This window comes from Ruegeria sp. YTSA219, from assembly GCF_059609985.1.
This window is the reverse complement of sequence record NZ_JBXWMT010000001.1, coordinates 319,526-331,814: the sequence shown is the minus strand read 5'-3', so window position 1 is coordinate 331,814 and position 12,289 is coordinate 319,526. Positions and strand designations below refer to the sequence as shown.

13 protein-coding genes are annotated in these 12,289 nt (G+C 57.1%); 8 read left to right on the top strand and 5 right to left on the bottom strand.

Annotation, left to right across the window (positions count from 1 at the left end; genetic code table 11):
* Positions 1–31: 31 nt before the first annotated feature.
* The 3 genes from AC2FFB_RS01640 to AC2FFB_RS01630 all read right to left on the bottom strand — a co-directional run bounded on the left by AC2FFB_RS01640 (position 32) and on the right by AC2FFB_RS01630 (position 4,355).
* Positions 32–1,033, bottom strand: a complete 1,002-nt coding sequence (locus AC2FFB_RS01640) for a DctP family TRAP transporter solute-binding subunit (protein ID WP_142634078.1) — start codon at positions 1,031–1,033, stop codon at positions 32–34.
* A gap of 362 nt (positions 1,034–1,395) precedes the next feature.
* Entirely contained in the window at positions 1,396–2,625 is a 1,230-nt protein-coding gene (locus AC2FFB_RS01635; RefSeq protein ID WP_496874416.1) for a sigma-54-dependent transcriptional regulator, read from the bottom strand.
* Positions 2,622–4,355, bottom strand: a complete 1,734-nt coding sequence (locus AC2FFB_RS01630; RefSeq protein ID WP_496874415.1) for a sensor histidine kinase — start codon at positions 4,353–4,355, stop codon at positions 2,622–2,624. Before AC2FFB_RS01630 ends, AC2FFB_RS01635 begins: the two co-directional genes overlap by 4 nt.
* Positions 4,356–4,402: 47 nt before the next feature.
* Between AC2FFB_RS01630 and AC2FFB_RS01625 the strand changes: the two genes are divergently transcribed.
* Positions 4,403–5,584, top strand: coding sequence for a cytochrome P450 (locus tag AC2FFB_RS01625; protein ID WP_496874481.1), 1,182 nt, complete (start codon positions 4,403–4,405; stop codon positions 5,582–5,584).
* Between the two features lie 3 nt (positions 5,585–5,587).
* On the opposite strand, the gene AC2FFB_RS01620 is transcribed toward AC2FFB_RS01625, so the two are convergent.
* The gene (locus AC2FFB_RS01620; protein WP_142634084.1) at positions 5,588–6,067 is read right to left on the bottom strand and encodes an Lrp/AsnC family transcriptional regulator; all 480 of its coding nucleotides are present in this window, start codon (positions 6,065–6,067) and stop codon (positions 5,588–5,590) included.
* Between the two features lie 142 nt (positions 6,068–6,209).
* Between AC2FFB_RS01620 and cobA the strand changes: the two genes are divergently transcribed.
* The 7 genes from cobA (at position 6,210) to infC (ending at position 11,833) form a co-directional block, all read left to right on the top strand.
* Positions 6,210–6,986 (top strand): uroporphyrinogen-III C-methyltransferase, encoded by a 777-nt coding sequence (cobA, locus tag AC2FFB_RS01615; RefSeq protein ID WP_142634087.1) that lies wholly within the window; start codon positions 6,210–6,212, stop codon positions 6,984–6,986.
* Positions 6,986–7,300, top strand: a complete 315-nt coding sequence (locus tag AC2FFB_RS01610; RefSeq protein ID WP_142634089.1) for a DUF2849 domain-containing protein — start codon at positions 6,986–6,988, stop codon at positions 7,298–7,300. The genes cobA and AC2FFB_RS01610 overlap by 1 nt, the downstream gene beginning before the upstream one ends.
* Before the next feature lie 65 nt (positions 7,301–7,365).
* Positions 7,366–9,030, top strand: coding sequence for a nitrite/sulfite reductase (locus tag AC2FFB_RS01605; protein WP_496712582.1), 1,665 nt, complete (start codon positions 7,366–7,368; stop codon positions 9,028–9,030).
* Positions 9,020–9,781: a phosphoadenylyl-sulfate reductase gene (locus AC2FFB_RS01600; RefSeq protein WP_271946855.1), complete on the top strand. Its 762-nt coding sequence runs from the start codon at positions 9,020–9,022 to the stop codon at positions 9,779–9,781. Before AC2FFB_RS01605 ends, AC2FFB_RS01600 begins: the two co-directional genes overlap by 11 nt.
* Positions 9,778–10,185 (top strand): DUF934 domain-containing protein, encoded by a 408-nt coding sequence (locus AC2FFB_RS01595; RefSeq protein ID WP_142634095.1) that lies wholly within the window; start codon positions 9,778–9,780, stop codon positions 10,183–10,185. The genes AC2FFB_RS01600 and AC2FFB_RS01595 overlap by 4 nt, the downstream gene beginning before the upstream one ends.
* A gap of 109 nt (positions 10,186–10,294) precedes the next feature.
* Positions 10,295–11,128: a ferredoxin--NADP reductase gene (locus AC2FFB_RS01590; RefSeq protein ID WP_496712641.1), complete on the top strand. Its 834-nt coding sequence runs from the start codon at positions 10,295–10,297 to the stop codon at positions 11,126–11,128.
* Positions 11,129–11,251: 123 nt separating this feature from the next.
* Positions 11,252–11,833, top strand: coding sequence for a translation initiation factor IF-3 (gene infC / locus AC2FFB_RS01585; RefSeq protein ID WP_246097134.1), 582 nt, complete (start codon positions 11,252–11,254; stop codon positions 11,831–11,833).
* Between the two features lie 48 nt (positions 11,834–11,881).
* Here the strand turns inward: infC and AC2FFB_RS01580 are convergent, their stop codons facing one another.
* On the bottom strand, positions 11,882–12,271 hold the full coding sequence (locus AC2FFB_RS01580; protein ID WP_281972176.1) for a hypothetical protein: 390 nt from the start codon (positions 12,269–12,271) through the stop codon (positions 11,882–11,884).
* Positions 12,272–12,289: the final 18 nt, after the last annotated feature.

Below are 12,289 nucleotides of genomic sequence, written 5' to 3'. Positions count from 1 at the left end.
CCAGTCCCCGGACGCGCGGCGTATACCAGGATCAGAACCCGGCGTTGATAGCCTGTGCGGCGTCGATCTTTTCTTGACCCACGTCACCGGCGAACTGTTCCCAAACAGGTTTCATGGCGTCGATCCAGGCCTGACGCTGTTCAGGGTTAAGTTCACGGATGATACCGCCCGCATTTGTGATCGAGACCTTGGCTTCCTCGTTCACCGAGAAGGATTCTTTGTTCCGCTGTTCTGTCACTTCGCCCAGAATGGTCAGGAACTGTTCGCGCACCGCAGGATCCAGGCTGTCCAGCCAGTCAACCGATGTCACGACCAGATAGTCGATGACACCGTGGTTGGTTTCAGTGATACCGTCCTGAACCTCAAAGAACTTCTTGCCGTAGATGTTGGACCAAGTGTTTTCCTGTCCGTCGACGACACCTTGCTGCAACGCGCCATAAACCTCTGAGAAAGCCATTTTCTGCGGGCTTCCGCCAATCGCCTCCATCTGCGCGACCAGCACGTCAGAGGATTGGACGCGGAATTTCAGGCCATTGGCATCCGACGGATCGACCAGCGGTTTGTTGGCCGACATCTGTTTCATGCCATTGTGCCAGAATGCCAGCCCCTGCAGGCCACGGCGCTGCATGCTGTCTTTCATCGCCTGACCGTCAGCCGAAGCCTGAAATGCGTCTACCGCGTCAATGTTCTTGAACATGAACGGCAGGTCGAACAGGCGGAATTGCTTGGTGAACTTCTCGAACTTGGACAATGACGGGGCCGCCAGTTGCACATCGCCCTGCAACATCGCCTCAAGGACTTTATCGTCGTTATAAAGCGTGGAGTTCGGGTAGACCTCCATGCACATCACGCCGTTCATCTCATCATTAACGCGCTGTTCCAGCAACGAGGCTGCAATACCCTTGGGATGTTTATCGGTATTGGTCACATGCGCGAATTTCACGACGATTTCGCCGTCTTCACAAGCGGCCATGCCTGCGGTTGCTGTTACGGTTAGAGCGACGGCCGTCGCTGCCGTTGTCAAAAATTTCATCAGTCGAGTTCTCCCAGATACTTCACTACGTCTCCGGACGCGCAGAAGCCGTCCCATGGCGGCGAGTGAACCGAATCGGGGTCAAGCCCTCAACTTATTGTGGGCTTGACTATCGGGTAGTATTTTTTCATTTATTTACTGAGTGTTACGCACTTCCTGTCTGGTATCCATTTGAGCCATTCGGGAACCCGTGCGAGAATCCGCACATATAAATGCCCCATTGTGTGGATTTCCGCACAAATAGCGATTCGCCGAACGCGAATCGTTTACCGGGATTTGGCTCTTCCCACGGTCCGCGTCAGCGGACTGCTACACCCAACAGCTTAACCGCATGACAATGCGGGAAAAGCTGGCAGGAGCTTTCACCTACGGTAGTCTTCCGGACGAATGTGATATCGCGCCAGTTTGTCGTAAAAGGTCTTGCGAGGCAGCTTTAGCGCCTTTGCGGCTTCTGATGCCTTGCCGTTATGCCGCCCAAGGGCAGCGATCAGCAGAGATCTTTCAACCCGTGCCATCTGCTCACTCAACCCCAGTTCTGCGGCTTGCGAGACATCCTCGGGCATGCCCAGAACAAACCTCATTGCCGCTGACATCAGCGAGCGCGCATTGCCCGGCCAGTCTCCGGTCATCAACGAAGCCAGATGGTCCGAGGTAATTTCCGGTTCGTTGATCCCAGCCTGTTCAGCCGCCTGCGCGACATAGTGACGGAAAATCACCGGAATATCCTCGGGGCGCTCGGCAAGCGACGGAATGCGAACGCGCATCACATCCAAACGATAGAACAAATCCGCAAGAAACCGTCCATCCGAAGACAATTCGGCCAAGTCAGTGGTCGTGCCCGCCAGAATTCGGGCGCCTACACCCTGTTCAACCATCTCCAGTGCTGCATATTGCGTGGCCTCGGGCATGGCCGAGATTTCATCCAGAAAAAGGGAACCACCGGCTGCATCTTCGCAGACATGAACCAGATCGCTGGTCGACAAACCGGCGGATGGACGTTTGACAAATGGACCCTGACTTTGCGGCGACATTAGGTGAACGACCTCGGCAACTTTGGACACCCCGCTGCCAGCCGGTCCGGTGACCAAAACTTCGGCCCCTGTCTGGGCTACCGTACGAACCCTTTCCCTCAGGGCTTCGGCCTTTGATGAGAGACCGAACAGCAGGCGTGCCGCTGGATCGCCGCGCTCAAGCTCGCTTTTCATCGCCCGTTGTTGCAGGACATGCTCTCGCGCCTCAGAGGCCTTGCCCAATACCTTTAGCAGATCTGCCGCGGCGCAGGGCTTTTCCAAAAAGTCGAATGCACCCTGCCCCATGGCCTGCACTGCCATTGGTATGTCGCCTTCTCCAGTCAACAGGATGACAGGCAGATCAGCATCCATATCGCGGGTGTAGGTCAACAGGTGAAACCCGTCCCGACCAGGCATCCGGATATCCGACACGATCACTCCTGCGAAATCCGCCCGGATATGATCCTTCGCCGCCACAAAGGACCCGGCTGTTACGGGTTCATAATCGGCAAGCTCCAGCGTTTGGGCCAGCGCTTCGCGCACTGCCGAGTCGTCATCGACCAAAAGCACTTTGCGGGTCATGCTGCCCCTACTTCCCTGAAATGTTCCAGTTCCACAGTGAATACCGCACCTGTCGGAGCGTTGGTGCCCCGAATATTACCACCAAAGCTTTGAACCAGACCATAAGAGATCGACAGCCCCAGCCCCATACCCTCGGACGAACCGACGGCTTTGGTGGTGTAAAACGGCTCGAACAGCTTTTCCGAGTTTTCGATCCCCGGACCGGTGTCACTGACCGTGACCGTCAGGGTTTGGCCGCTGTTTATCGCGATCTTGATCATGCGTTGGTTTTGCTCACTCATGGCATCGGCGGCATTGTTAATCAGATTTACGAACACCTGTACCAATCTCACTTCGCCACCCCAAGCATAGATAGGGACATCTGGAGCCTGCCATTCCATACGAACGTTTTCCGAATTCAGCCGGGCCTCGGTCAATTCCAACGCCGTTTCTATTACCTGAACCAGATCAACTCTGCCCATGGGCTCGTTTTCATTGCGGGCAAAAGCCCTGAGGTTCTTGATAATTCGCGCCATTCGCGCGGCCAAATCGGAAATTCTGGTGAGGTTCTCGGCGGCTTTTGACTCGTCACCTCTGGTCAGAAAAGCCGTTCCATTCTCGGCGAATTGGCGAATGGCCATCAGCGGCTGGTTCAACTCATGGCTAATGCCCGCCGACATCTGCCCGAGCGCACTCAACTTCCCGGCCTGTATAAGCTCTTCCTGCGCATGTTTCAGCGCCACCTCTGCCTCTTCCCGTTCATGGACCTCGCGCCGCAGGGCGGAGTTCGCGGCGGTAAGTGCATGGGTTCTGCGCGTCACGCGGCTTTCCAGCACCGCATTGGCCTCAGCAAGCGCGCGCCGGCGTTCGGTTGCCATAAACAAAAGCGCCCCGAAGGCCAGACAGATCGCAGCTACCGCCGCTGCTTGCAAATTCGCCAGACGGCGCGCCGGGGCCACATCCACCAGCACCTCGGCTGTCATGTCTATCACCGGTAGATCAAGTGTAAGGTGTAACGCTCGCTGTGGCAGATACCGGCCCCAATTCAAGGTCCAAAGCTCGTGTCGTCCGATCAGATTCGACGAGAAATCGACCGTCTGCCCCTCGGGCGGCACCAGCCCCGGTTGACCTTCGGTCCGACGCCAGAACAACAGGTCGGATCGGTTCGAGATGAACACCACACCTTCCCCATCAATAAAGAAAATGGCCTCGGTACTGCCCCGCCAAGTCTGTTCGACATCCTGCACATCGGCTATAACCATCAATGCGCCTTCGACTATACCGGTGGGACCAAAGGCAGGAGCTGCATAGGAATAGGTTCGATCGCCGCTTGTGGACTCGACCCCGTGGGCACTGCCCATAGCACCCTGCATGGCGCGCCTGAATGCGGGATGGTCTGCCATCGTCAATTCAGGCACCGGGTGGGCGGCTGCAAGTACCCTGCCCAGACGGTCCAGATAGACAATGTTAACGGCGGCAGTTTTGTCTGCCACGTCCAGCAACACAGCCTGCGCGATGGCGCGATCGCTCGGCGTGACAAGCGTTCGAACAGCCGGGTGGCTGGCCATCAAGACAGCCAGTTCCTGATAGACCTGCATTTGTGTGCTAAGGCGGTCGGCGGCCAATTCCAGATCGGCCTCAGCCTTATCGCTCAGCGGCGACAATGCCTGACGAAAGCCGTATGACCACACCCCAACAGAGAGCAGCCCAACAGCAATCAGAAATGTCGAAATCAACCATACCCTTTGCATGACATTGGGTCTTGCATTCAACGCGCCTCATGGCAAGTGTGCCCGCCATGAAGACTTTGCATCAATCCCCTGTTGACCCGAATTTTGTCCAGAACCCTTATCCGTTTTATGATGCGGCCCGCGCGCATGGCGACCTTGTGTATTGGGCCGACTACCGGATGCACGCTGCTGTATCCCACCGGGCGGTTCAGGCCTTGCTGAAGGACCGTCGTTTCGGTCGCGAAGTGCCGCCGGAAATGCAGCGTCCAGGTCCTGCGCATCTAGCCCCCTGGCTGATGGTCGAATCTCATTCGTTGTTAGAAGCAGAGCCGCCGCGCCACACCCGGCTTCGACGCCTGGTCATGCGCGCCTTTACGTCACGTGCCATTGCGGCACTGGAACCAACGATCCATGACCTCAGCCACAAGCTGATCGACGCCTTTACGGATGCGCCGTTCGATCTGCTGGACACCTATTGCACGCAAGTTCCGGTCGTTACGATCTGCCGCCTTCTAGGCGTTCCCGAAGAGATGTCGCCCGAGCTTTTGCGCTGGTCCCATGACATGGTGGCGATGTATCAGGCCAGCCGCACACGCCAGACCGAGGATGCGGCGGCGGCCTCGGCAAAAGAGTTCACCGAATTCCTCTCATCTTACGTCGAAAAGCGCCGGTCTGACCCTCGGGATGACCTGATTACCCGGTTGATTGCCGCTGAAGAAGATGGTGAAAAACTGTCGCGTGACGAGTTGGTTGCAACTTGTATTCTGCTCTTAAACGCCGGTCATGAAGCCACGGTTCATTCGCTAGGAAATGGGCTCAGGACCGTATTGCAACAAGGTGTAAAAGCCGATGCCTTTCAGCCTGAAACCATTGACGCCACCGTCGAAGAAATCCTGCGCTTTGACCCGCCGCTGCATATGTTCACGCGCTATGCCTATGAAGAGATCGACCTGTTCGGGCACAGTTTTAAACGCGGTGACGAAGTCGCTTTGTTGCTTGGAGCCGCGAACCGTGATCCCCAAGTCTGGGCCGAACCTCATAAGTTCGATCCAACCCGCCCCATCCTGACCAACAGCAGCTTTGGCGCGGGTCTGCATTTCTGCGTCGGAGCACCGTTGGCCCGACTCGAAATGCGAATAGCGCTGGCGGCACTGTTCGAACGCTGTCCCAACCTAGCGCTCAGCGCGGAACCGGAATATTCCAACAGCTACCATTTTCACGGGCTAAAGCGGTTGATGGTTCAGGTCTGACCGCTAGTTCTCGATCAGGGCATTCAGCGGCAGCATGGTCGTCGACTTGATCTCTTCCATCGACAGCAGAGCCGTCACATTGTGGACGCGCACCTCGGAAATCAAAGTCTGATAGAACACGTCATAGGCGCGCGCGTTTTTGACGCGCACCTTGAGTATATAGTCGATATCGCCTGCCAGCCGGTGCGCCTCTTGCACTTCGGGGCGGTCCCGCAGGGCTTTGAGGAACTTTCGCTGCCAATCCGCCTCGTGTTCAGAGGTGCGGATCAGCACGAAGAACGTCGCCTCAAAACCAAGCGCCTCGGCATCCAATAATACCGTCTGCTGACCGATCACCCCGGCCCCTTTCAGCTTGCGGATACGATTCCAGACAGGCGTCTTGGAACTGCCGACGCGGGCTGCTATTTCGTCCAGCGATTGGCTGGCGTCGCGCTGCAGCTCAACCAGAATTTTCCGATCCGTGTCATCAATCCGCACTGACATTCCAATTTCTTCCTCGTTTCGAAACTTTCGTATCGCTTAACCAATACAGCGAAACGTTTGTTCTTATTTATGCGCACATATGGCGTAATACCGGGAATATTTCCTATATTGAGGGTCAAGTCAAACCAACCCGGACCGAAACATGCAAGTGACGCAAACATATCAGGACGCAGGCCATGTCGACTTTGTCGGCGCAGGCCCCGGTGATCCCGAATTGCTGACGCTCAAGGCCCTGCGCGCATTCGAGCGCGCGGAAGTTGTCCTGCATGACCGGTTGATCAGCGCCGAGGTGCTGGCCCTAGCCGGGCAAACGGCCGTTCTGGTCGATGTTGGCAAAGCCGGGTTCGGCCCCTCGTGGAAACAGGAAGACATCGACGCGCTGCTGGTAGAGTACGCCCTGAAGGGTCTACGCGTTGTACGCCTGAAATCCGGTGACCCCACCGTATTTGGTCGTTTGGACGAAGAAATCGACGCCGTCGAAGCAGCTGGCATCTCGTGGCAGATTATCCCCGGCATCACCGCAGCCTCGGCCGCAGTTGCGGGCATCGGGCAAAGCCAGACGCGCCGCGGGCGCAATTCTTCGATCCGTTTCCTGACTGGGCACGACATGAAGGGGTTCGCCGATCACGATTGGAGCGCCCTGGCGCAGCCCGGTTCGGTGGCGGCGATCTATATGGGCAAAAAGTCTGCCCGGTTTATTCAGGGCCGCCTGATCATGCACGGCGCCGACCGGGCCACACCTGTGACGCTGATCGAAAACGCGTCGCGTCCCGATCAGCGCATATTGACCACGACGCTGGATCACATGTCCGCCGATCTGAACGCCTCGGACATGGACGGCCCCACCCTTACTTTTTACGGCCTTGCCCCCCGCCAGGCAGCCAAGGCCCTGACTGAATTCAAAAAGGAGCACGCCTGATGGCCCGCGCTTTTACCCCCAAAGTGGTAACCGCCAACGATCTGTTGGAAGGTGACGTCATCTATCTGACCGAGGACGACCGCTGGTCGCGTGAATTATCCGAGGCAGAGCTGATCACAGACGAAGCCCACGCACAGATCCGCCTTCTGGATGCTGAACGTCAGGCAGGCAAGATTGTCGGTGCCTATCTGGCGGATGCCATAGCTGGCGACGAAGGCCCAGAACCAACTCATTTTCGGGAAGACTTCCGCCGGACTGGTCCGTCCAACTATGCCCACGGCAAACAGGAAACTTCCCCGCAGCCCCGGGCCTGATCCCTGGCCCTCTCTCTCCCCTACATTGGCCCCAGGATCGGGGCTGCACTTAAGGACAGCTAATCATGTATCGCTACTCCGAGTTCGACACAGCATTTTTGGCAGAACGCAACAGACAGTTCCGCGCCCAGGTCGAGCGCCGCATTGACGGTTCGCTGACCGAGGATGAGTTCAAGCCGCTCCGCCTCATGAACGGCCTGTATCTGCAGCTGCACGCCTATATGCTGCGGGTCGCCATTCCTTACGGCACGCTGAACAGCGCGCAGATGCGCCAACTGGCCCTGCTGGCTGAAAAGTGGGACAAGGGCTATGGCCATTTTACCACCCGTCAGAACATCCAGTACAACTGGCCCAAGTTGCAGGACGTCCCGGATATGCTGGACGCGCTGGCCGAGGTTGGCATGCACGCCATCCAGACCAGCGGCAACACCATCCGCAACGTAACCGCCGACCATTTCGCCGGTGCCGCCGCGGATGAGGTCGCCGATCCGCGCCCCTATGCGGAACTCCTGCGCCAGTGGTCGACCGACCACCCGGAATTTCAGTTCATGCCGCGTAAGTTCAAGATCGCCATCACCGGGTCCGAGAATGACCGCGCCGTTATCAAGGCGCATGACATCGGCCTGCAACTGGTCGAGCGTGACGGCGTACTGGGTGCTCGCGTCATCGTAGGCGGCGGTCTGGGCCGTACGCCCATGATAGGCAAGGAACTGTCTGACTTCGTCGCGTTTGACGACCTGCTGGCTTACCTAGAAGCCACTGTTTCGGTCTGGAATCAAATCGGCCGCCGCGACAACAAGTACAAGGCGCGCATCAAGATCACCGTGCATGAACACGGCATCGACGCCATCCGCGCCAAGGTGAACGAGCGTTTCCTGCAGGTCCGCCCGCAGTTCAAAGGCGCGGATATGAACCTGCTGGAAGAGATCAAGGGCCACTTCGCTGCACCCACCTTCCGCGAAGCGTCGGTTGCGTCGTTTGAAGGTGCATACACCAACGACCCGGTCTTCCGCTCGTGGGTCGATACTAACATCGCGCCGCACAAGAATGCGGACCACGCGATTGTCACCATCTCAATCAAGAAGCACGGCGCGACGCCGGGTGATGCAACTGCCGAGCAGATGCGCGTGATGGCCGATCTGGCCGAAGAATTCGCCTATGACGAGCTGCGCATCAGTCATGAGCAGAACGTGATCCTGCCGCATGTCCATAAATCGGACCTGCCCGCGATCCATGCCAAACTGAAAGAATACGAGCTGGCCACCGCCAATATCGGCCTGATCAGCGACATCATCGCCTGCCCTGGCATGGACTATTGCGCGCTCGCAACGGCGCGTTCGATCCCGGTTGCACAGGAAATCGCCACCCGGTTCGAAGACCTCAAACTGGAGCATGATATCGGCCACCTGAAGATCAAGATCTCGGGCTGCATCAACGCCTGTGGTCACCACCATGTCGGCCATATCGGCATTCTTGGTCTGGATCGTGCAGGCGTCGAAAACTACCAGATCACTCTGGGTGGTGACGGCACGGAAAACGCCGCAATCGGTGATCGTACGGGTCCGGGCTTTGCCTATGATGAGATCGTTCCGGCCGTTGAGCGCATCGTCGAAACCTATCTGGAGCAGCGTGAGGGTGCCGAAGAAACCTTCCTCGAGACCTATCGCCGTGTCGGAATGACTCCGTTCAAGGCGGCCCTCTACCCCGAGGCGCGAGCGAATGCCGCTTGATCTGATCCAGACTGAACTGGGCCGGGATAGACGTGAACTGACCGAACGGGTTAGTGAGTTGAACGCCCGGTTCCGCCACCACAGTGCGCATGACGTGATGCACGGAGCAATGGAAGAGATCGATGATCTCGCTCTGGTCTCAAGTTTCGGTGCGGAATCGGTGGTGTTGCTGCATATGGCGGCCGTGGTCGACAAGATGACCCCGGTGCTGTTCATCGACACGCAGATGTTGTTCACCGAAACGCTGGAGTATCAGCAGGAGGTGAGCGAGCGGTTGGGGTTGCGAAACGTCAAGATCATCCGCGCGGATGACGAAGATGTTCAACGCGACGACCCCTATGGCGCGCTGCGTCTGCGGGACATGGATGCGTGCTGTAACCTGCGCAAGACCTTCCCGCTGCAACAGGCATTGTTGGGATATGATGGCTGGATCACCGGGCGCAAACGGTTTCAGGCAGGGTCCCGCGCCACGCTTGATTTCTTTGAGGTCGAGGACGGCACAGGCCGGATCAAGGTCAACCCGCTGGCCCATTGGGCGCCCGAAGATGTGCGCGCCTATATGGAAGAGAACAACTTGCCCAGGCACCCGCTGGTGGCCAAAGGATACCCTTCGATCGGCTGTGCGCCCTGTACTTCGCCGGTCAAACAGGGCGAAGACCCCCGCGCCGGACGCTGGCGCGATCAGAACAAGGAAGAATGCGGCATTCATTTTGTAGATGGCAAGATGATGCGCGCCGGAGAGAACACATGAACGTTATCGTAACCGATGAGGGGTTCGCCCCCGATGATTGGACTGATGGCTATGTCACGCTGGAAGACGCGGCCAATGATGTGGTCGCGCTGGATGTCAGCTCGGACACGGATCCCGATGAGCTTGCCGAACGGCTGGGCTGCGCCAAGATGGTGCGCATCGATTTCCCGTCCTTTGCGGATGGGCGCGGCTTTACCATCGCGCGGACCCTGCGCCTGAAAGGCTATACCGGTCGCTTGCGCGCCAAAGGCCATGTCTTGGCCGACCAGTATGCCATGGCGCGGCGCAGCGGCTTTGATGAGGTCGAGATTGAAGACACTCTGGCCGATCGCCAGCCCGAAGATCAGTGGGTGGCTCGCGCCAACTGGCAGGACAACAACTATCAGGCCCGCCTGCGCGGCTAAAACCGCCTTTCGCAGCCTCAAATAGGAACGTAGGGGCAAGAGCCCCCTTTTCCTGACTTGGATCAAAGATTAAACGGAGATGTCGGTTTACTCCACCGGCAGTGAAACGATGACAGAGATGAAACCCGTGACCGAAGCAACCGCCGTGAAGGCCCCCGTTCTGCCGGACGCCCAGACTGTGACAGACGTCAAGCATTGGACTGACAGCCTGTTCTCATTCAAAGTGTCGCGCCCCGCGTCCTTGCGGTTCCGCTCGGGCGAGTTTGTGATGATCGGCCTTCTGGGCGACAACGGCAAACCCTTGCTGCGCGCCTATTCCATCGCCTCGCCGTCCTGGGATGAAGAGCTTGAGTTCTATTCGATCAAGGTACAGGACGGCCCGCTGACTTCGAAACTTCAGCACATCAAACCAGGCGATCAGATCATCCTGCGGCCCAAGCCGGTTGGCACGCTGGTCCATGACGCCCTGCTGCCTGGTAAGCGCCTGTGGTTCTTTGCCACCGGCACCGGCTTTGCACCCTTCGCCTCTCTGCTGCGCGAACCACAGACCTATGAGGATTATGATGAGGTCATAATCACCCATACCTGCCGCGAAATGGCCGAACTGGAATATGGTCGCCAACTGATTGAAGACATCCGTAAGGACGAAATGCTGGCTGAGCTGATGGGCGAAGGTTTTGCGGACAAGATTCGTTACTACCCGACCACCACACGCGAACAGAGCCCCAAAATGGGCCGCATTACCGAGCTGTTGAAAGACGGCACAGTATTTGCCGATCTGGGGATTGAGGGCGGCATCCAGCCGGATACGGACCGCGCGATGGTTTGCGGATCATTGGCTTTCAACCTGGATATCAAAAAAATCCTCGAGGATTTCGGACTGCGCGAAGGCGCAAATTCCGACCCCAAGGAATTCGTCATTGAAAAGGCCTTTGTTGGCTAATCCGGTTTGCCGGTCTGATATGCGACATCAGATCGGCAAAAACGCGGGAATATCATGGGAAATTCACGCTGGTGGTCACTTATGCCGCTTGAAACGTCCCGCAGCCCAGTCTAAATTCCGGGCTTGAAATTCTGCAATCATCAAAGGAATGAACCCATAGCTCGCAGACCTCACAACGCGCCGCCTCAGAGAGACACCGGCCCGCGCGTCAATGATAAGATCCGTGCCCCCGAAATTCGCCTTATCGGCGCCGAAGGTGAAAATGTCGGGGTGGTTCATCCCGCCAAAGCCATGCAACTCGCGGACGAAGCCGGCCTGGATCTGGTCGAGATTTCGCCGAATGCAAACCCTCCGGTTTGCAAAATCATGGACTTTGGTAAATTCAAGTACGAAACGCAGAAACGCGAGGCCGAAGCGCGCAAAAAGCAAAAAGTCATTGAGGTGAAAGAGGTCAAGTTCCGGCCCAACACCGATACTCATGACTATGAAGTCAAAATGCGCAACGTGTTCAAATTCCTTGAAAACGGCGACAAGGTAAAGGTGACTCTACGCTTCCGTGGTCGTGAGATGGCACACCAGAATCTGGGCCGTGAGCTGCTGGAACGTGTTGCCGTGGACACCAAGGAAATCGGCAAGGTTGAGAACATGCCCAAGATGGAAGGCCGTCAGATGATCATGATGATCGGCCCGCTGCCGCAGAAGTAAGCCTTGCGACAACTGAGTTATTCGAAACCCCCTCGGATTGAGGGGGTTTTATTTTGCGCTTCGGCTTTTGAACCAGACCCTTGCGTCATTCACATCAAATGCCAGCGAAATCAGGTCAATAACCAGTAGAAACACCAGAAATTTCGCATATCCAGTCGCCAGTTCGGCTTCGCTTGCAAATACTGCAATCACGACGAAAACCATTGGCACCCAACATATTAGATGCGGAAATGCCATCGCTTTGCTCATCCCTCGTGTCGCCAGCATGATCGGAAGATTCAATGCCATCCCACCGATTGAGAGTGCTGCGATTAGAATACCATTTGGCTGATCCAGATACGCCAGAGGTGCCAGATTGGTCGGGATGAGCAGCACCACCAACCAGATCTGTACCCAGGCGGGCAAGTCCCGAAAACTCTTCCAGATGTCGACAATCATCATCGCTCCTTCAGGATT

Coding starts and splice junctions, on each gene's coding strand:
- AC2FFB_RS01640 (WP_142634078.1), bottom strand. CDS start 1,033: ATGAAATTTTTGACAACGGCAGCGACGGCCGTCGCTCTAACCGTAACA.
- AC2FFB_RS01635 (WP_496874416.1), bottom strand. CDS start 2,625: ATGACCCGCAAAGTGCTTTTGGTCGATGACGACTCGGCAGTGCGCGAA.
- AC2FFB_RS01630 (WP_496874415.1), bottom strand. CDS start 4,355: ATGCAAAGGGTATGGTTGATTTCGACATTTCTGATTGCTGTTGGGCTG.
- AC2FFB_RS01625 (WP_496874481.1), top strand. CDS start 4,403: ATGAAGACTTTGCATCAATCCCCTGTTGACCCGAATTTTGTCCAGAAC.
- AC2FFB_RS01620 (WP_142634084.1), bottom strand. CDS start 6,067: ATGTCAGTGCGGATTGATGACACGGATCGGAAAATTCTGGTTGAGCTG.
- cobA (WP_142634087.1), top strand. CDS start 6,210: ATGCAAGTGACGCAAACATATCAGGACGCAGGCCATGTCGACTTTGTC.
- AC2FFB_RS01610 (WP_142634089.1), top strand. CDS start 6,986: ATGGCCCGCGCTTTTACCCCCAAAGTGGTAACCGCCAACGATCTGTTG.
- AC2FFB_RS01605 (WP_496712582.1), top strand. CDS start 7,366: ATGTATCGCTACTCCGAGTTCGACACAGCATTTTTGGCAGAACGCAAC.
- AC2FFB_RS01600 (WP_271946855.1), top strand. CDS start 9,020: ATGCCGCTTGATCTGATCCAGACTGAACTGGGCCGGGATAGACGTGAA.
- AC2FFB_RS01595 (WP_142634095.1), top strand. CDS start 9,778: ATGAACGTTATCGTAACCGATGAGGGGTTCGCCCCCGATGATTGGACT.
- AC2FFB_RS01590 (WP_496712641.1), top strand. CDS start 10,295: ATGACAGAGATGAAACCCGTGACCGAAGCAACCGCCGTGAAGGCCCCC.
- AC2FFB_RS01580 (WP_281972176.1), bottom strand. CDS start 12,271: ATGATTGTCGACATCTGGAAGAGTTTTCGGGACTTGCCCGCCTGGGTA.